The organism is Kitasatospora sp. NPDC054939 (genome assembly GCF_053610105.1).
The window spans coordinates 1-18,407 of record NZ_JBSGXP010000059.1 but is presented as its reverse complement, the minus strand read 5'-3'; the positions used below and the strand labels follow the sequence as shown (position 1 = coordinate 18,407).

At 75.1% G+C, this 18,407-nt stretch carries 17 protein-coding genes, 1 pseudogene and 1 riboswitch; of the genes and pseudogenes, 13 read left to right on the top strand and 5 right to left on the bottom strand.

Going from position 1 to position 18,407, the window contains the following annotated elements; translation table 11 throughout:
• Positions 1-298: 298 nt before the first annotated feature.
• The gene (locus ACWGB8_RS18655) at positions 299-1,027 is read left to right on the top strand and encodes a hypothetical protein (RefSeq protein ID WP_452214589.1); all 729 of its coding nucleotides are present in this window, start codon (positions 299-301) and stop codon (positions 1,025-1,027) included.
• Positions 1,028-1,096: 69 nt separating this feature from the next.
• On the opposite strand, the gene ACWGB8_RS18650 is transcribed toward ACWGB8_RS18655, so the two are convergent.
• Complete coding sequence (locus ACWGB8_RS18650) at positions 1,097-1,864, bottom strand: SDR family NAD(P)-dependent oxidoreductase (protein ID WP_452214588.1); 768 nt, start codon at positions 1,862-1,864, stop codon at positions 1,097-1,099.
• A gap of 162 nt (positions 1,865-2,026) precedes the next feature.
• Positions 2,027-2,265, top strand: a riboswitch (cobalamin riboswitch).
• A 161-nt stretch (positions 2,266-2,426) separates the two neighbouring features.
• On the opposite strand from ACWGB8_RS18650, the gene metE reads away from it, so the two are divergent.
• The 4 genes from metE (at position 2,427) to ACWGB8_RS18630 (ending at position 7,368) form a co-directional block, all read left to right on the top strand.
• Complete coding sequence (gene metE, locus ACWGB8_RS18645; protein ID WP_452214587.1) at positions 2,427-4,742, top strand: 5-methyltetrahydropteroyltriglutamate--homocysteine S-methyltransferase; 2,316 nt, start codon at positions 2,427-2,429, stop codon at positions 4,740-4,742.
• Positions 4,743-4,920: 178 nt separating this feature from the next.
• Positions 4,921-5,532: an NAD(P)H-dependent oxidoreductase gene (locus ACWGB8_RS18640; RefSeq protein WP_452214586.1), complete on the top strand. Its 612-nt coding sequence runs from the start codon at positions 4,921-4,923 to the stop codon at positions 5,530-5,532.
• Positions 5,533-5,675: 143 nt separating this feature from the next.
• On the top strand, positions 5,676-6,488 hold the full coding sequence (locus ACWGB8_RS18635) for an SDR family NAD(P)-dependent oxidoreductase (protein WP_452214585.1): 813 nt from the start codon (positions 5,676-5,678) through the stop codon (positions 6,486-6,488).
• A 235-nt stretch (positions 6,489-6,723) separates the two neighbouring features.
• On the top strand, positions 6,724-7,368 hold the full coding sequence (locus ACWGB8_RS18630; RefSeq protein ID WP_452214584.1) for a lysophospholipid acyltransferase family protein: 645 nt from the start codon (positions 6,724-6,726) through the stop codon (positions 7,366-7,368).
• 347 nt (positions 7,369-7,715) lie between these two features.
• On the opposite strand, the gene ACWGB8_RS18625 is transcribed toward ACWGB8_RS18630, so the two are convergent.
• Positions 7,716-7,988 (bottom strand): hypothetical protein, encoded by a 273-nt coding sequence (locus tag ACWGB8_RS18625; RefSeq protein ID WP_452214583.1) that lies wholly within the window; start codon positions 7,986-7,988, stop codon positions 7,716-7,718.
• A gap of 41 nt (positions 7,989-8,029) precedes the next feature.
• A complete protein-coding gene (locus tag ACWGB8_RS18620; RefSeq protein WP_452214582.1) occupies positions 8,030-8,464 on the bottom strand; it encodes a hypothetical protein in 435 nt (144 codons plus the stop codon).
• Between the two features lie 879 nt (positions 8,465-9,343).
• On the opposite strand from ACWGB8_RS18620, the gene ACWGB8_RS18615 reads away from it, so the two are divergent.
• The 3 genes from ACWGB8_RS18615 (at position 9,344) to ACWGB8_RS18605 (ending at position 13,038) form a co-directional block, all read left to right on the top strand.
• Positions 9,344-10,315, top strand: a complete 972-nt coding sequence (locus tag ACWGB8_RS18615; protein ID WP_452214581.1) for a hypothetical protein — start codon at positions 9,344-9,346, stop codon at positions 10,313-10,315.
• A gap of 69 nt (positions 10,316-10,384) precedes the next feature.
• On the top strand, positions 10,385-11,341 hold the full coding sequence (locus ACWGB8_RS18610) for a hypothetical protein (RefSeq protein WP_452214580.1): 957 nt from the start codon (positions 10,385-10,387) through the stop codon (positions 11,339-11,341).
• Between the two features lie 44 nt (positions 11,342-11,385).
• Positions 11,386-13,038 (top strand): AMP-binding protein, encoded by a 1,653-nt coding sequence (locus ACWGB8_RS18605; protein ID WP_452214579.1) that lies wholly within the window; start codon positions 11,386-11,388, stop codon positions 13,036-13,038.
• A gap of 16 nt (positions 13,039-13,054) precedes the next feature.
• Here ACWGB8_RS18605 and ACWGB8_RS18600 read toward each other — a convergent pair whose 3' ends face one another.
• Positions 13,055-13,963, bottom strand: a complete 909-nt coding sequence (locus ACWGB8_RS18600) for a LysR family transcriptional regulator (protein ID WP_452214578.1) — start codon at positions 13,961-13,963, stop codon at positions 13,055-13,057.
• A 58-nt stretch (positions 13,964-14,021) separates the two neighbouring features.
• On the opposite strand from ACWGB8_RS18600, the gene ACWGB8_RS18595 reads away from it, so the two are divergent.
• The 3 genes from ACWGB8_RS18595 (at position 14,022) to ACWGB8_RS18585 (ending at position 16,423) form a co-directional block, all read left to right on the top strand.
• Positions 14,022-14,855 carry an NAD(P)-dependent oxidoreductase gene (locus tag ACWGB8_RS18595; protein ID WP_452214577.1) on the top strand — a complete coding sequence of 278 codons (834 nt, stop codon included), beginning with the start codon at positions 14,022-14,024 and terminating at the stop codon, positions 14,853-14,855.
• 134 nt (positions 14,856-14,989) lie between these two features.
• Positions 14,990-15,724: an esterase/lipase family protein gene (locus tag ACWGB8_RS18590; RefSeq protein WP_452214576.1), complete on the top strand. Its 735-nt coding sequence runs from the start codon at positions 14,990-14,992 to the stop codon at positions 15,722-15,724.
• A 117-nt stretch (positions 15,725-15,841) separates the two neighbouring features.
• Entirely contained in the window at positions 15,842-16,423 is a 582-nt protein-coding gene (locus ACWGB8_RS18585) for a pyridoxamine 5'-phosphate oxidase family protein (protein WP_452214575.1), read from the top strand.
• A 64-nt stretch (positions 16,424-16,487) separates the two neighbouring features.
• Here the strand turns inward: ACWGB8_RS18585 and ACWGB8_RS18580 are convergent, their stop codons facing one another.
• Complete coding sequence (locus ACWGB8_RS18580) at positions 16,488-17,195, bottom strand: NAD(P)-dependent oxidoreductase (RefSeq protein WP_452214574.1); 708 nt, start codon at positions 17,193-17,195, stop codon at positions 16,488-16,490.
• A 100-nt stretch (positions 17,196-17,295) separates the two neighbouring features.
• Between ACWGB8_RS18580 and ACWGB8_RS18575 the strand changes: the two genes are divergently transcribed.
• Together ACWGB8_RS18575 and ACWGB8_RS18570 are read left to right on the top strand one after the other, a co-directional pair.
• On the top strand, positions 17,296-18,012 hold the full coding sequence (locus ACWGB8_RS18575; protein WP_452214573.1) for a TetR/AcrR family transcriptional regulator: 717 nt from the start codon (positions 17,296-17,298) through the stop codon (positions 18,010-18,012).
• A 290-nt stretch (positions 18,013-18,302) separates the two neighbouring features.
• Positions 18,303-18,407, top strand: a pseudogene (locus ACWGB8_RS18570) (potassium transporter TrkA); the annotation flags it as partial.

Sequence of the window (18,407 nt, the reverse complement as noted above, 5' to 3'; positions counted from 1 at the left end):
GGCTCGTGGCCGCGGTGGGTCGGTCCCTGTTCTGATCTGGCGACGTGAAATCGGACCGACTGATCGTCAGAGGAATGGCCGGTGCCGGCCCGCCCCGCTCGGCCGGTGGGTGCAACCGGGGGTGGTGTTCCGCGTGGCCGGGGTGGGGGGACGGGAGGCGGGGCGTACTGTCGACGGCATGTCGTTGGGTCTGGTGTCTGCGCTGGTGGCGGCTGTTCTGACGGGGACGGCGACGGTTCTGCAGGCGCTCGGGGCGCGGCGGGCTGCCGTGGGTCATCGGCCGGGGGAGGCGGCGGCGATGGCGGGGACGCTGCGCCAGTGGCCGTTCGTGATCGGGGTGGGGATGGACATGCTGGGCTTCGTGGCCGAGTTGTTCGCCCTGGAGCGCCTGCCGCTGTACGTGGTGGAGGCTGCGCTGGCGTCCGCGCTGGCGGTCACCGCGGTGGGTGCCGCCCGGGTGCTGCGGGTGCGGCTGCGGCGGGTGGAGTGGTCGGGTGTCGCGGCGGTGTGTGTGGGCCTCGCCGTGCTGGCCCTGACGGCGGGGCGGGAGGGGGAGCACAAGGGCGGGTTGTCCTTGCGGCTGGGGGTGTTGGCGACCGGCCTGGTGCTGCTGGCCGCGGCCTGGGCGGCGGGCCGCTGGGCGGGTCGGCTGGCCGCGCCGCTGCTGGGGTTGGTCGCGGGGTTGCAGTTCGGGGTGGTGGGGGTGGCGGTGCGGGTGCTGCCGGGGCTGCGTCCGGCGGATCTGGTGACGGAGCCGGCGGCGTACGCGGTGGTGGTGTCGGGTCTGGGCGGTTTCGCCGCGCTGACGTGGGCGATGCAGTGCGGTTCGGTGACGGCTGCGACGGCGGCGATGGTGCTGGGCGAGACGCTGGGGCCGGCGGTGGTGGGGGTGGCGCTGCTCGGCGACGACACCCGGCAGGGTGCGGTGCCGTTGGCGGTGGCCGGGTTCGTGCTGGCGATCGCGGGTGCGCTCGCGCTGGCCCGGTTCGGCGATGCCGAGCAGCCCGCCCCGCCGGAGCCCGCCTGAGGGCGTGCTCCGGGGCGAGGGGGCGTGGGGGCGCAGGTGCGAGCGCGTCGGCTGTCCGGGCCGAGGGGGTCAGCTGCGCAGGTAGGAGGCGCCGTTGAGGTCGAGGATGGTGCCGGAGGACCATTCGGCGTCGGGGGAGGCGAGCCAGTGTACGGCGGCCGCGATCTCCTCGGGTGAGGCGACCCGGTCGAAGGGGCTCTGGGCGCGGATCGCGGCGCCTTCGGGGCCTTCGAGGCGGGGTGCGACGCGTTCGGTGGCGAAGAAGCCGGGGGCGACGGAGGCGACGGCGATGCCGTGCGGGGCGAGCGAGACGGCGAGGGACTGGCCGAGGGCGTGGACGGCGGCCTTGGTGGCGCCGTACGCGGGGTGGTCGGGTTCGCCGCGGAAGGCGCCGCGCGAGCCGATGTTGACGATCCGCCCGCCGGTGCCCTGGTCGATCATGCGGCGGGCCGCGAGGTGGCTGAGGTTGGCGGTGGCGAGCAGGTTGACCGCCACGTGCTGGTGCCAGGCCGCGACCCACTCCTCGTACGGGGTCTCCGGCAGGGGGTGGCGGGTGTTGACGGCGGCGTTGTTCACCAGGACGTCGAGGCCGCCGAGGGCGTGGGCCGCGGCGTCGGCGACGGCGGCCGCTCCGGCCGGGTCGGCGAGGTCGCCGCCGGTGAGGGCGTGGCCGGTGCCGGGGAGGGAGGCGAGGGTGGCGGCGGCCTCGTCGGGGCGGGAGCCGTAGTGGACGGCGACCCGGTCGCCGTTGGCGGCGAAGGCGCGGGCGACGGCGCGGCCGAGGCCGCGGGAGGCTCCGCTGACGAGGACGCGGCGGCCGGTGGCGGGGAAGGTCATGGGCGGTGGCTTTCGGTCGGCGGCTGTCGGGTTCGGCGCGGCCGGTTGTCCCGGACGTGCCGTCAGGAGTCTTGCGCACGCGGCATGCTCCGGTGGCACCGCCCCGCGTCTCGCTCCGTGGACACTCGCCGGAACGGCGTGTGCCGCCCGCCGGACGCGCTATAGGGTGGCTCCGCAGCTGGTTCGCCCTGTCCGCCAGGCAGGCGCGTCGTAAGAGGGAACCCGGTGACGCCTTTTCAACTGGCCAGTCCGGGACTGCCCCGCAGCGGTGAGCGGGAACGACCGCCGTCATACGCACTGGACCCGGGACGGGTCTGGGAAGCGACGGCCAGTAGGTGTCCGCCCTTCACAGGGCGGGTGTGCCCGCGAGTCCGAAGACCTGCCCGTTGCCCGCACGCGGACGTCCGCGTGCGGTGTCCCGGTGACCTCGTGGGCGGGTCGGCGTACGCACCAGGCGGTTCAGGCACGCGTGTCCGACGCGTCCGCCGCCGGGTCCGTCACCCTTCGCGCGCTCGTTCCGTCTCCGGGGACCTCAGGAGTACGACTCGCGAAGGAGAGTCCCTTGACCGCGAAGTCCGCAGCCGCGGAGACCCGGGCCACCGTGCACGGCTACCCCCGCCAGGGCCGTGACCGGGAACTGAAGAAGGCGATCGAGGGGTACTGGAAGGGCGCCGTCACCGCCGACGCCCTGCAGTCCACCGCCGCAGGACTGCGCCGGGAGAACTGGCGGCAGCTCGCCGAGGCCGGCGTCCACGAGGTCCCCACCGGGGACTTCTCGCTCTACGACCACGTGCTGGACGCCACCGTCGCCGTCGGCGCGATCCCCGCCCGCCACCGGGCCGCGGTGGACGCCGACCCGCTGGCCGGCTACTTCGCCATGGCCCGCGGCACCCAGGAGGTCGCGCCGCTGGAGATGACCAAGTGGTTCGACACCAACTACCACTACCTGGTGCCGGAGTTGGGCCCCGGCACGGCGTTCGCCGCGAACCCGGCCAAGGCGGTCGGCGAGCTCGGGGAGGCCCTGGCGCTCGGCCACACCGCCCGCCCGGTGCTGGTCGGCCCGGTCACCTACCTGCTGCTCGCCAAGCCCGCCCCGGACGCGCCCGCGGACTTCCGGCCGATCACCCTGCTGGACCGACTGCTGCCGGTCTACGCCGAACTCCTCGCCGACCTGCGCGCCGCGGGCGCCGAGTGGGTGCAGCTGGACGAGCCCGCCCTCGTCCAGGACCGCACCCCGGCCGAACTGAACGCCGCCGCCCGCGCCTACCGCGATCTCGGCGGGCTCACCGACCGGCCGAAGCTGCTGGTCGCGAGCTACTTCGACCGGCTCGGCGGGGCGCTGCCCGTCCTCGCCAAGGCGCCGGTCGAGGGCCTCGCGCTGGACTTCACCGGCCCGGCCGCCGCCAACCTCGACGATCTGGCCACCGTCGGCGGCCTGCCCGGCAAGCGCCTGGTCGCCGGGGTAATCGACGGCCGCAACGTCTGGATCAACGACCTGGAGCGGTCGCTCGCCACCCTGGCCGTCCTGCTCGGCCTGGCCGGCACCGTGGACGTCGCCCCCTCCTGCTCCCTGCTGCACGTGCCGCTCGACGCCGCCGCCGAACGCGACCTCGACCCGCAGATCGCCCGCTGGCTGGCCTTCGCCCGACAGAAGGCCGCCGAGGCGGCCCGGCTCGCCCGCGGACTGCGCGGGGGAGCCGGCGCCGTCGCCGGGGAACTCGCCGCCAACCGCGCCGACCTGGCCTCCCGCGCCAACTCCCCGATCACCCGCGACCCGGCCGTCCGGGCCCGCGCCGCGGCCGTCGCCCCGGACGACGCGCAGCGCCCGCAGCCCTACCCGGAGCGGGCCGCCGCCCAGCGCGCCCGCCTCGGCCTGCCGCTGCTGCCCACCACCACCATCGGCTCCTTCCCGCAGACCACCGAGCTGCGCACCGCCCGCGCCGACCTGACCGCCGGCCGCATCGGCGCCGCCGCCTACCGCGAGCGCATCGAGGCCGAGGTCCGCGAGGTCGTCGCCTTCCAGGAGAAGGCCGGCCTGGACGTCCTGGTCCACGGCGAGCCCGAACGCAACGACATGGTCCAGTACTTCGCCGAGCAGCTCACCGGCTACCTTGCGACCCGCCACGGCTGGGTGCAGTCCTACGGCACCCGCTACGTGCGCCCGCCGGTGCTGGCCGGCGACGTCTCGCGGCCCGAGCCGATGACCGTCGACTGGTTCCGCTACGCCCAGGACCTCACCGACCGCCCGGTCAAGGGCATGCTCACCGGGCCGGTCACCATGCTCGCCTGGTCCTTCGTCCGCGACGACCAGCCGCTCGCCGACACCGCCCGGCAGGTCGCGCTCGCCCTGCGGGACGAGGTGACCGACCTGGAGGCCGCGGGCGCCGCGGTGGTCCAGGTCGACGAGCCCGCGCTGCGGGAGACCCTGCCGCTGCGCGCCGCGGCCCGCCCCGGCTACCTGGCGTGGGCCACCGAGGCGTTCCGCCTCGCCACCTCGGGCGTCCGCGCCGACACCCAGATCCACACCCACATGTGCTACGCGGAGTTCGGCGCGATCATGGCGGCGATCGACGAACTCGACGCGGACGTCATCTCGTTGGAGGCGGCCCGCTCGCACATGGAGGTCGCCGGCGAACTGTCCGCGGCCGGCTACCCGCGCGAGGTCGGGCCCGGCATCTGGGACATCCACTCGCCGCGGGTGCCCGGTACGGACGAGAGCGTCCGGCTGCTGCGCGCCGGGCTCGCGGCGATCCCGGCCGAACGGCTCTGGGTCAACCCCGACTGCGGTCTGAAGACCCGCGGTTGGGCCGAGACCCGCGCCTCCCTGGAGAACCTGGTCGCCGCCGCCAGGCTGCTGCGCGGCGAGCTGGACGGCTGACCCGCCGCGCGGGTCCGGGGGCGGTCGCAGCACCGCCCCCGGGCCCCGCCCGCCGTTCCCCTGCCGGGCTGCCTGGCCACGGGGCCACCGGGCCGGCGGGCCGACGCCGGCCCGCTCGCGTAGCATCGCCGTCGAACCGGTGGCGCGACGAACCGGTACCGGACGAGGGGGAGACGGCATGGGCACGGAAGCGGCACGGCGGATCGGCGTCTACCTGGCACACCCGCGCCCCGGCAGCTTCAACCACGCGCTGTACGGGGCCGTGCTCGACGAACTGCGCGGCCGCGGCTGCGAGGTGGTCGCGCACGACCTCTGCGCCGAGGGCTTCGACCCGCTGCTGGCCCCCGACGAGACCGGCACCGTCGACGCCGCGACCGCGGCCCGGGACCCGCAACTCGCCCGACACCGGGCGGAGGTGGCCGGCCTGGACGCCCTGGTCCTGATCCACCCCAACTGGTGGGGCATGCCGCCCGCCGTGCTCACCGGCTGGGTGCAGCGGGTGCTCGTCCCCGGCGTCGCGTACAAGCTCGGCACGGCGGACGGCGACCCGGTCGGACTGCTGCGGGCCGGCCGCGCGCTGGTCCTCAACACCTCCGACACCCCGGAGCAGCGCGAGCGCGAGGAGTTCGGCGACCCGCTCGACCGGATCTGGTCCGCCTGCGTCCTGCCCTACGTGGGGATCGACGACGTGCGCCGGGTGGTCTTCCGCACGGTCACCGACTCCACGGAGGACACCCGCGCCGCATGGCTCGACCGGGCCCGGCGGGAGGCGGCGGCGCTGCTCGCCTGAGCGCGGATCCTGCTCCATCACCGTGCTTCTGACGGAACGTCCGGGGGCGGGCGCCGACCGATCGCGCGTGTGCGTATGATCGTCCCCGATCCCAGGTGGACCCCTCGGCGCTCCCGCGCCGGCCGAACCGGAGGCGAAGCGCCTTGGCAGACCAGCGAGTTGTGATCGTCACCGGTGGCGGGACCGGCATCGGCGCCGCCACCGCCCGCCTGCTGCGCGCCGAGGGCCACCACGTGGTGGTCTCGGGGCGCCGGGCCGAGCCGCTGGAGCGGATCGCCGAGGAGACCGGCGCCGTCGCCCACGTCTCCGACACCGCCGAACCCGCCGACGTCCAGGACCTCGTGGCGGCCACCGTCGCCCGCCACGGCCGCCTGGACGGCCTGGTCGTCAACGCCGGCATCGGCCGCGGCGGCGCCGTCGGCGACATCCCGGTCGAGGACTGGGAGGACGTGATGCGCATCAACGTCACCGGGCCGTTCCTGCTGCTGCGCGCCGCCCTGCCCCACCTGCTGGCGGCCCGCGGCTCGGTCGTCGCGGTCGCCTCGGTCTCCGCCCTGCGCAACGGTGCCGGCAACGCCGCGTACGCCACCTCCAAGGCCGCTCTCCTCCAGCTCTGCCGCTCGCTCGCCGTCGACTACGGCCACCGCGGGCTGCGCGCCAACACCGTCTGCCCCGGCTGGGTCCGCACCGAGATGGCCGACCGGCGGATGGCCCGCTTCGCCGAGGCGGAGGACCTGCCCGGTGGCGCCGAGGAGGCGTACGAGCAGGCGACCCGGCTCAGCCCGGTCCGCCGCCCCGGCGAGCCGCGCGAGGTCGCGGAGGCCGTCGGCTGGCTGCTCTCCCCGGCCGCGAGCCTGGTCAACGGCGCGGTCCTCACGGTGGACGGGGGAGTGACCGCGCTCGACCCGGGCACGGTCGCCTTCGACGTCGACCTCCGTCCGCGCCGGGCCGACTGAGCGCACGGGCCGCAGGCGGACGGCCGGCCGGGGCCGACCTGGCGTCCGTGCCGACCAGGGCCGACCTGGCGTCCGGGCTGCGCGGGGACGGTGGTCGGGGGCGGGGCCGCCCGACCGTGCGGCCGGCCGGTCTGCTTGAGTACCCGTACTCAGGCGCCCGCCGTCGCTGCGGCGCCACGATGGGCCCGGGCCGCCGTACCGCGGACGGCCCGCACCACAGGCGAAGGAAGTCCCCATGCTCAGCCGTACCGCCGGCACCGTCGTCCCGCTCTTCGGCCGGCTGACCGTCAGCAGCGACCTGCCCGGTCCGGTCGCCCCCGGCACCGTGGTGGCCGCCAACCACACCTCGCTCGCCGACCCCGCCGTGGTGCTCGCCGCCCTGCACCGCCTGGACACCGCGCCCGTGGTCATGGCCACCGCGGGCCTCTGGCGGATCCCGCTGCTGCGCGGGCTGCTGCTCTCCGGCGGGCACATCCCCGTCCACCGCGGCTCCGCGCGGGCGGCCGAGTCCCTCGACCGGGCGGCCGAGGCGCTCGCAGCCGGCCGCGTCGTGCTGATCTACGGCGAGGGCGGCCTGCCGCGGCGCACCGATCCGCACGACGCGGCGCCGGGCGCGTTCCGCACGGGTCTGGCCCGGCTCGTGGCGGCCTCCGGGGCGCCGGTCGTCCCGCTGGGCCAGTACGGCACCCGGCGGCTCAGCTCCGGCGGTACGGCCAAGCAGCTCGCCGGCGTGCTCACCGCTCCCGTCCGCCGTCCGGCCCTGCACGTCCACGTCGGCGCGCCGGTCCGGCTGGACGGTGACGTCGCCGCTGCCACCGCCGCCGCGCACCGCGCCGTCACCCGGGCCTGGGAGACCGCCGCCGCCTCCGCGAACGCCTGACCACCGGCGGCCGTGAATGCATGGTCACCGGCCGCCGCGAACGCCCGATCGTCAACCCTCGGTGAAAACGCGGGTGCGTGCAGTAATGACGGGACCGCCCCGGACTGCTTTGATTGACCCACTCACATCAAAGGAGGAAGGCTCGGATGGTGGACCTCAAGACGACGTGGTGGGCCTGGCTGCTGGCGCTGGCGGGTCTGGTGACGCTCATCATCATCGGCCTGCCCCACTGACCGGGGCCGGGCGGTCGGCCCGGCGGCGGTGCACCGCGTGAGCGCACAGGACGAAGGCCCCGACGGGTGTCGGGGCCTTCGCGTGCTGCTACCGCCGTGTGCGGTTCTCCGTGATCAGCAGCGGACGCTGCGCTCGCAGTCCAGCAGCTGCTTGATCCGGACCTCGATCGCGCGGGCCTTGGCGTCCACGACGTTGGCCTCGCGGAAGTGGCCGGCGTGGCGGAGCCGTGCGGCCTGGGCGCGGAGCTCCGCGGCCTGGTTCTGCAGCTCGGCGATGTTGACGTTGATGGAGCCGGCGCGGGCGGCGGCGACCGGAGCGGCCTGGGCGGGTGCGGCGGCGAGGAGCAGGCCCCCGGCGAGCACGGCGGAGACGGCGACAGCGGACATGCGTCGACGCATGGTTCCCCCTGGTGTTGCGGATCGTTCATTTACAGGACGGTCACCCGTGGAACTGATGACCGATCAGTAGTGTAAATGATCTTGTCCGTAGACCGGACACCGGGCACCGCGGTCCGGGGCTGCAGCAGCCGCTGCGGGGGGAGCTCGACGATCTCCGTACCGGTGCTCGCCAGGAAGTCGGTCACCGAGCGGGCCGTCCGGTCGTCGATCGAGAAGCTCCACGGCCCGACCACGAGCACCGTGTCCACCGCCCCGGCCGCCGCCAGCGCCAGCAGCCCCCGCAGCTGCGGCCGCACGAGGCAGGTGGAACCCACCGTGTCGAGCAGCACCCGCGGCGGGGTGAAGCCCAGCGCGTCCGCGTGGTCCTCCAGCGCGCGTACGTGGGTCTGGGCCTCCCACGGGTCGTACGGGTAGCACCGCAGGTATGCGGCCACGCGGCGCCGACGGTTGTGGGCGAAGGTCATCGTCGTCCCTCCGGAGGGGGTGGTGGGGCCGGGCCTCGCGGGCCGGCTCGGCGGGCCGTCGTGGCCCGCGCGCCGCCACCGACCGACTCCGACCGACAGCGTCCGCTCCGGAGCGACCTGCTCGCGCTGCCCGCCCGGGACGGGGCGGGCCGGACGGAGCGCGGCCTTCCGGATCCCCCCATGGTTGCGGCGGGACCGGTGAATGTCTATACCTGGCCCGCGCCGATTTCGACAATGAGTTATGCAATCTCCTTGAACTTATCGGCGGCGTATGTGGAGCGGATTCCTGACGCCATGTCGCGTGATCTTGTCTTCGCAGGTTGTCGGAGGTTTCTGTCGGCAATGGAAAGCCTGCTGGGCCGGTCGCCCCGTGGAAAGGGCCGCCGTCGTGACCCGCTGCGACCGCCCGGCTGCCCCCGCCGGACCCTCTCGCCGGATCTACCCGCGTAGGTGCCCGCCCACGCACGGTCACCGGCAACCCGCCCGCCGACGGCCCTCGGAACGACAGGTCTTCGTGTACGTCCGGCGGCCGGGCGGAGGGTTTCGCGACGGGTGGCGGGCCGTGCGAGGAGTGGTGCCGGTGCCGGTCGAGCGCCGTACGCGCCCCGTACGGGCCGGTGGAAATGCACGAACAATCCGCGGGAATTCGGTTCCGGGCGGTCGGCGCGGCCAATGGCGCAGGTAATTCCGGGAACGCTCCGGGGCCGCGGGTGAATTCTCCGACCGGGAGCGCTCCCCGCGCTTGTCCGGCGCCCGCGGCCCGGGCCCGCCGGGGCGGGGCGGGCGGCTGTGCGGAGCCGCCCCCGAGGGAGGGGAGCCGAGCGGCCGGCCGGGCGGGCGGAGGCGGCGCCGGACGGGGGGAGGGGTGACGATGGACGTGTGGCGAGTGAGTGGCAGAGCGCGGGCCGCGGTCCGGTGCGATGGCTGTTCCGGACGATGGTGGCGGATCCGGGGCGGCTGCCGGAGATCCTGGCGGCGTTCGCGTACCGGGAGATGGGGCCGCGGGCGGACGCGGCGGTGGCCAGGCTGCGGAAGGAGCACCCGGAGGCCGGGCCCGAGGAGCTGTGGGGCCTGGTGGTGGAGCACGGCCGCCGCCGGGTCGAACTGGAGGGGGCCTTCGTCGGCGGTCCGCTGATGGTGCTGATGCCGGTGGCGTTCTGTGCGGCCCTGCTCGCCCAGTTACGGATGGTGCTGGAGCTGGCCGTGGTCGCGGGCCGGGACGCCGCCGAGCCGGAGCGGGCCGCCGAGCTCCTGGTCGTGCAGGGTGCGCACCCCGACCTGCCCGCCGCGCGGGCCGCCCTCGCGCACCTGGACGAGAATCCCGCCGTGCTCCGGAAGCGGACGCCGAAGAAGGGCTTCTGGGCGGTGATCAAGCGGATGGCGTTCCTACTCGGCCTGGTCACCACCTCGGCGCGACCGGTCTCCCGGCTGGTGCACGTCGGGCGCTGGGCCCTGGTGGCCGTGGTGCTCGTGGCCGGCTTCTTCGCCCCGCTGGTCTGGCTGCCGTACCTGGGCTGGTCCTACCACCGCTCGACCAACGAACTCGCCGCCCACACCATCGCGTACTACCGCCTCGGCACCGCCCCTCCGCCCGGCAGGATCCGGCTGAGCGCCGACCCGGGCATGCTGGCCGCGTTCCTGAAGGCGATCCTGTCGCTGCTGGTGGTCCTGGCGACGATCTTCGTCTTCCTGGTCGGCCTGAGGAACACCTGGGACGGTGCCTCCGGCTGGTTCACCTTCGGTGGGGTGCTGATCGCCACCTCCACCTTCGTGGGCGCCGCCTGGTACGTGTACCAGCGCCGCCGGCGCAGGCGGGAGCGCGCACGCCGGGCGGCCGGACCGGAGGCCTGAACGGGCGCGGCGCACCCGCCCGCGCGCCCGGGCCCGGCGCGGGAGCGGCACCGGGGCGACCATGGACGTGTGGCGAGTGAGTGGCGCAGTGCCGGGCGGGGCCCGGTGCGGTGGCTGTTCCGGACGATGGCGGCGGATCCGGGGCGGCTGCCGGAGATCCTGGCGGCGTTCGCGTACCGGGAGATGGGCCCGCGGGCCGACGCGGCCGTGGCCAGGCTGCGCGAGGAGCACCCGGAGGCCGGGCCGGCGGAGCTGCGCGCCCTGGTGGCGGCCCGGGGGCGCCGGACCGTCGTGGCGGAGGGGGCCTTCGTAGGCGGGCCGTTCATGGCGATGATCCCGGTGGCGTTCTGCGCGGCACTGCTCGCCCAGCTGCGGATGCTGCTGGAGCTGGCCGTGGTCGCGGGCCGGGACGCCGCCGAGCCGGAGCGGGCCGCCGAACTGCTGGTCCTGCAGGGCGCGCACCCCGACCTGCCCACCGCCCGGGCGGCCCTGGCGCGGCTGGACCGGGCCCCCGCCGTCCTGCGGAAGCGCACGCCGCACAAGGGCTTCTGGACGGTGATCAAGCGGATGGCGTACCTGCTCGGCCTGGTCACCACCTCCGCGCGACCGGTGTCGTGGCTGGTGCACGCCGGCCGCTGGGCGCTGCTGTTCGCCGCGATCGCGGTCGGCTTCGTCGTACCGCTGGTGTGGCTGCCGTACCTGGCGCTGTCGTACCACCGCTCGACGGACGAGCTCGTCGTCCGCGCCGTCGACTACTACTGGCCCGGGGCCGGGACGACCCCGCCGCCGGGGCCGGACCCGCAGACCGCGCACGCCGACCCGGGGGTCCTGGCCGCGGTGCTGCGCGCGGTGACGTCCCTGCTGCTCGCGGCGGGCACCGTGATCGTGTTCCTGATCGGGCTGAAGGGGGCGGGCAGCGGCGGCTCGCACTGGCTGGTGCTGGGCGGCCTGCTGATCGCCTCGTCCACGGCGGTCGGCACCGTCTGGTACCTGCGGCACCGCCGTCGGCGCGCCGGAGAGGCCTGACGGAACGTCACCACCGGTGCCCTCCCCGGTTCTAGACTCCCGGCATGCCCACACCAGCCCTCAGCATCAGCGCCGGACCGACCGACACCCCGCTCCTCGACCACACCATCGGCGCCGCCCTCGACCGGGCCGTCCGCGACTTCCCCGACCGCGAAGCCCTGGTGGACGTGCCGTCCGGCCGCCGCTGGACCTACCGGCAACTCGCCGCCGAGGTCGACCTGGTGGCCCTCGGCCTGCTGGGGCTGGGCGTGCGCCGCGGCGACCGGGTCGGCATCTGGGCCCCCAACCGCCCCGAGTGGGTGCTCGTGCAGTACGCCACCGCCCGGATCGGCGCGATCCTGGTGACCGTCAACCCCGGCTACCGCGCACACGAACTCGCCTACGTGCTCCAGCAGTCGGGCGCCCGGACGGTCGTCGCCGCGCCGTCCTTCAAGACCTCCGACTACGCGGCGATGCTGGCGGAGGCGGCCCCGAGCTGTCCGGACCTCCGCGACACGGTGCTGCTCGACTCGGAGGCCTGGCACGGCCTGCGCACGGCCGGGGCGGCCGCCGACCCCGCCCGACTGGCCGCAGCCGCCGCCGAGCTGGACGCCGACGACCCGATCAACATCCAGTACACCTCGGGCACCACCGGCTTCCCCAAGGGCGCGACCCTCTCGCACCGCAACATCCTCAACAACGGCTACTTCGTCGGCGCGCTCTGCGGCTACACCGAACACGACCGGATCTGCGTGCCCGTCCCCTTCTACCACTGCTTCGGCATGGTGATGGGCAACCTCGCCGCCCTCGCGCACGGCGCCTGCGTGGTCATCCCCGCGCCCTCCTTCGAACCCGCCGCCACCCTGCGCGCCGCGGCCGCCGAACGCTGCACCTCCCTCTACGGCGTGCCGACCATGTTCATCGCCGAACTCAACGACCCCGCTTTCGCCGACCACGACCTCTCCACCCTGCGCACCGGCATCATGGCCGGCTCGCCCTGCCCGGTCGAGGTGATGAAGCAGGTCGTCGAACGGATGGGCATGCGCGACGTCTCCATCTGCTACGGCATGACCGAGACCTCCCCGGTCTCCACCCAGACCCGCCCCGACGACCCGCTGGAGCGCCGCGTCTCCACCGTTGGCCGGGTCGGACCGCACCTGGAGGTGAAGGTCGCCGACCCGCAGACCGGGCGGACCGTCCCCCGCGGCACCCCCGGCGAACTCCGCACCCGCGGCTACTCGGTGATGATCGGCTACTGGGACCGGCCCGAGGGCACCGCCGAGGCCGTCGACACCGACGGCTGGATGCACACCGGCGACCTCGCCGTCATGGACGAGGACGGCTACCTCACCATCACCGGGCGCATCAAGGACATGGTCATCCGCGGCGGCGAGAACATCTACCCGCGCGAGATCGAGGAGTTCCTCTACACCCACCCCGACATCCTGGACGCCCAGGTGATCGGAGTCCCCGACGCCACGTACGGCGAGGAGCTGATGGCCTGGGTGCGGCTGCGCCCGGCCGCGCCCGAACTGACCGCCGCATCGCTGCGCGCGTACTGCACCGGCCGCATCGCGCACTACAAGATCCCGCGCTACGTGCACCTGGTGGACGAGTTCCCGATGACCGTCACCGGCAAGATCCGCAAGGTGGAGATGCGGGAACGCGCCGTCGAGCTGCTGGGCCTCGCCGCGGAGGCCGGCACCGGGCCCGCCTGAGCGCGGACGGCGTCCGTCAGAACGGCCCGGCGGCGTGCTCCTTCAGGAGTTGCAGGTAGGCCAGGGCGGCCGGGGACGGCGTGAGGCCCGAGGCGGTGGCGGCGTGGACCTCGCGGCGGGGGAGGTCGCCGGGGTCGAGGGGGACGACGGTGACGTCGGGGCGGACGGCGCGGGCGGCGAGCGCGGGGACGAGGGTGATGCCCAGGCCCGCGGCGACGAACCCGAGTTTGGCCATCCAGTCGCGGGCGACGTACTCGACCCGCGGCTGGAAGCCGGTGCGCAGGCAGGCGCTGATGAGGGTCTCCTCCGGCCGGGTGCTGCCGGCGATCCAGTGCTCCTCGGCGAGTTCGGCGAGGCGGACGGTCCGGCGGCCGGCCAGGCGGTGGCCGGGCGGGAGGGCGACGAGCAGGAAGTCGTCGCAGAGCTTGTGGAGTTCGAGGCCGCCGGGCACCTGGCCGAAGGCGGTGCTGAGGACGCCGAGGTCGGCCTCGCCGTCGAGGAGCATGGCGACCAGGTCGGGGGTCAGGCCCTCCCGCAGGCTGACCGTGATGCCGGGGTGGCGGCGGCGGAAGACGGCGATGGTCTGCGGGACGAGGGCGGCGTCGGCGGTGGCGAAGGCGGCGATCCGGAGCCGTCCGGCGGTGAGTCCGCGCAGGTCGGCGAGGTCGCGGCGGGCGGTGTCGAGCCGGTCGAGGACGGCCTCGGCGTGGGCCAGCAGCCGGCGCCCGGCCTCGGTGGGCCGGACGCCGCGCGCGAGTCGGTCGAAGAGCGGCATGCCGGCCTCCTCCTCCAGCGCGCCGATCTGGCGGGAGACGGCCGACTGGGTGTAGCCGAGCGAGCCGGCCGCGGCGGTGAACGAGCCGAGCCGCGCCACCTCGGCGAAGACCCGCAACAGGGGCGTGGAGAACTCATGCGTCGTGGGCATGGCTGCCATGCTAGACATTCGCTGGTGGCATCCCTGCCGGGTCCGTACGGTGGAGCGCATGGAGACGAAGATCGCATTCATCGGACTCGGCGGGATGGGTGCACCCATGGCGGCCCGGCTGCTGACGGCGGGTCACCGGCTGACCGTGTGGAACCGCACCCCCGCCCGGGCCGAAGCGCTGGCCGCCGCCGGCGCGCAGGTGGCGGACTCGGCGGCCGGGGCCGTCCGGGACGCCGACGTGGTGATCACGATGCTGGCCGACCCGGCGGCGGTGCTGGCCGTCGTCGCGGAGATCGCCCCGGCACTGAAGCCGGGCGCGACCCTGGTGGACGCGTCGACGGTCGGCCCCGACACCGTGCGGACGGTCGCCGGGCTGCTGCCCGAGGGCGTGGCCCTGGTGGACGCCCCGGCGATGGGCAGCGTCGACCGGGCCGCCGAGGGCACGCTGCTGCTGTTCGCGGGCGGGGAGGTCGAGCGGGTGCGGCCGGTGCTGGACCTGCTCGGCAGCGTCACCCCGTGCGGGCCGAGCGGCAGCGGGGCGGCGCTCAAGCTGGTGATGATCAATGCGGTGATCGGCGGGGTCGCCCTGGTGGCGGAGGCGATGGCGCTGGCCGACGCCCTCGGGGTGCCGGAGGAGTCGGCGCGTACGGCGCTGGCGGCGGGGCCGCTGGGCGGCGCGGCCGGGCGGGCCTTCGCGGAGGGCGTGCACTTCCCGATCCGGCTGGCGGCCAAGGACGTCGCCCTCGCCCTGGGGGCGGCGGGCGGTGATTCCGCGGGCCCGGAGCTCCGGGTCGCCGACGCCGTGCACCGGACGCTGACGGCGTTTCCGCGGGCGGCCGACCTCGACCTGGCGCAGATCGTCCCGCAGCTCAGGGCCGCGACGGGGGTGTAGCGGCGGATCCGGCCGGGGTCCCCGGGGCCACTGCGTCGGGCCGTCGGAGGTTTGAAGCGGGCGGCGTCGGCCGAGGAAGTCTCTGTCATGTCCGGTGAAAGCCAGGCCCGTTGGACGGGCACCGGGAGGTCGCCGTGCACCGCATCGTCAGACTCGTCCTCGCCGCCGCCGCGACGGCCGCGCTCCTCGCGGCCCCCTCCGCGGCGGGGCCGGTGGCCGTCGCCGCCCCGCCGCCGCAGTCCCGGGCGGAGCCGGCCCCGCCCGCCGCGCGGCCGTTGCCGAACCCGGTGGTGTTCGTCCACGGCCGCAACGCCGGCCCTGGCGTCTGGGGCGGAATGATCAGCGCCTTCGAGGCTGCCGGCCACCCGGCCGACCGCCTCTTCGCCTGGGAGTACGACACCGCGCAGTCCACCAACGAGGTCCTCTCCGCCCGCCTCGCCGGGTACGTGGACGAGGTGCTGCGCCGCACCGGCGCCGCGCAGGTCGACCTGGTCGCCCACTCGCTCGGCAGCCTGCCGACCCGCTGGTACATCCGGTACGGCGGGGGCGAGCGGAAGGTCGGCCACTGGGTCTCCCTCGGCGGGCCCAACCACGGCACCGGGCTCGCCTGGTTCTGCGCGGTCTGGGACCAGGGCTGCCGGGACATGACGCCCGACTCGTACGTGCTGACGCGGCTCAACGCGGCCCCCGAGGCGTGGGGGCCGGTGCGGTACACGACGATCCGGTCCTCCTGTGACGAGCAGATCACGCCCGCCACCAGTACGCAGCTGGCCGGTGCGACCAACGTCCGGGCGGCCTGCCTCAAGCACAACGACCTGCTGAGCGACCCCGGCGTCCGGGCCCGGGTGCAGGCCGCACTGGCCGCTTGAGTCGGCCGGGGTGGGCCGAGGGGCGGCGTCTCGTAGGGCAGGATCATCCGTCCCGCCCTGTGGGACGACCGGCCGTCGACCTGGCTTCCCGCCGGGGGTTCGGCGAGAATCGCACGTATGGGAAAGACCTATGAACGGATCGACGGCAGGCTGCGGGAGTTCATCGAGCGTCAGCCCGTCTTCTTCACCGCCAGCGCCCCGCTCTCCGGCGACGGGCACGTCAACGTCTCCCCGAAGGGCCGGGCCGGCACCCTCGTCGTGCTGGACGAACTGACCCTGGCCTACCTCGACTTCGGCGGCAGCACCGCCGAGACCCTCGCGCACCTGCGGGAGAACGGGCGGATCACCCTGATGTGGTGCGCCTTCGACGGCCCGCCGACCGTGGTGCGGGTGCACGGCAGGGGTGAGGCGGTGTTCCGCGACGACCCTCGCTTCGCCGGACTGCTGCAGCACTTCGACCCGGCGGCGGACGGCTCCGGCCTGCGCGCGATCGTCCTGGTCAACGCCGAGCGGGTGAGCGACTCCTGCGGTTTCGCCGTCCCGTTCATGGACTACCGCGCCGACCGCGACCTGCACGCCCAGTACTTCGACCGCAAGACCGACGAGGAGTTCGGCACCTACTGCGAGGGCAAGGAGTTCGTCGGCACCAGCATCGACGGCCTCCCCGCCCTGCCCCTCCCACTGCCGGCCCGCCCCTGACCGCAGCGGCCCGCCCCTGGCGCCGGAGCCCCGGACGGCCGCGGCCGTCCGAGGCGCCGCGCCGTCAGTAGCCGGCGGTGAAGCGGCGCTGGACGAAGCGCGGGAGTTCCGCCTCGTCGACCAGGGCGACGGCCGCGTCCTCCGCGGAGATCCGGCTCAGGCCGTCGGCGTCGACCACCGGCTGGTCGCCGCCGATCCGGAAGCGCCCGGTGCGCTCGCCGGGTGCGATGTCCGCCGCAGGGCTGAAGTACGTCCACAGCCGGTTGGAGGTCCGCAGCACGTTCAGGGCGTCCCGGTGCCCGCGGACGGCGGCGGCGTACTCGGCGGGCAGCCCGACCCGGGCGAGGGTCGCGAGCAGGAGCTCCTCGTCGTCGGCCAGCACCCGCCCGGGCGCGACCTCCAGGCTGCCGGCGCCGCCGATGACGATCAGCCGGGTGCGCGGGTGCGAGTCCAGCGCCGTGAGCAGGGAGCGCGCGGCGGTCGCGTAGAGGGTCGGGTCGGCGATCGAGCGCTGCAGGGTGTCCGCGAGGTCGGCGGCCGCGTTGCCCGGCTGGAAGGCGCTGATCAGGACGTCGAGCCCGGGCAGCACGGCCGCCACGCTCGCGGGGTCCAGCACGTCGGCGCTGCGCCAGACGACGCCCGGCCGCTGCTCGGTGGCGGCGTGCGGGTCGGCGCTCCGGCTGAGCGCGGTGATCCGGTGTCCGCGGTCGAGGGCCTCCGTGACGACCCGGCTGCCGATGGTTCCGGTGGCTCCGATGATTCCGATCTGCACGGCACTCCCCTGTATGGCGTTCGAAAACTGCACGGCGTGAACTATACGGTGTGAAGTTATAGCACGCCGTACAGGGGCGTGACGCTGTAGAGTTCCCGTCATGGTGACCAGGGAGCGGCCGGGCGGCGGGCGCCGCGAACGGCTCAGGGCCGAGACGACCGCCGAGATCAAGCGGATCGCGCTGCAGCTCATGGCCGCCGACGGACCCGACGCCATCACGCTGCGCGCCATCGCCCGCGAGATGGGCATGACCGCCAACGCCATCTACGGCTACTTCCCGACCCGCGACGACCTCGTCACCACCCTCGTCGACGACGTCTACACCGCCCTCGCCGACGCCGTCGAAGCCGCCTGGCGCGCAGCCCCGGCCGACGATCCGGCCGCCAGGATCCGGGCCTGGGCGGTCGCCTTCCGCGCCTGGGCCCTCACCAACCCCGAGGGCTTCCGCCTCGTCTACGGCGACCCGGTGCCCGGCTACCGCGCCCCCGAGGGCGGCGCCGCCCCCGATGCGGCCCGCCGGGTCTGCACCGGCCTCGCCGGTCTCGCCGACGCCGCCTGGCCGTCCGCCGCACCGCTCTGCGCCGACAGTGGGTTCACCTGGTCCGACTTCGACCCCGGCCTGCTCGCCAAGGTCCGCCCCGCCCACCCCGACCTCCCGCCCGCCGGGGTCGCGCTCGCGCTGCGCCTGTGGGCCCGCCTCCACGGCCTGGCCGCCCTGGAGGTCTACGGCCACCTGCGCAACCAGACCCTCAACGCGGACCTGCTCTTCCACGAGGAACTCGACGCGCTGCTGAGGTCGCTGGGCCTCGGCCGGTGAACCGCGCCGCGCCGCCGGGGGGACGGCGGCGCGGTGGGCCGGCGCGCAGATCGCCGCAACCCCCCTCGGCCAGCGCGGCGGGCCGATGTCCGGTCGGCGCCCTGGAGCCGACCGGACTCCTGCACTCCGGTTCCGGAGCCCGGGGTTCCGGTGCGGGTGGCTGCTTGAGATCATGAGGGCCCTGCCCCGGGCCCCGCCGGCCCCGGCAGGCGGGCGCCGGACGTGCCCGCGCGCGCCGCGCTCCCGGCCCCGGGCGCCCGGTGCGGAGACCTCGACGAAGGGAAGCTCCCGTGCCTGTGCCCCGGCTGAAATCGACTCCGTTGCCCGGGATCGGTGTCCGGTACGACCTGACGACGCGTGAGCACCGGAACGTGTCGGTGGTCGCGCATCGGGAC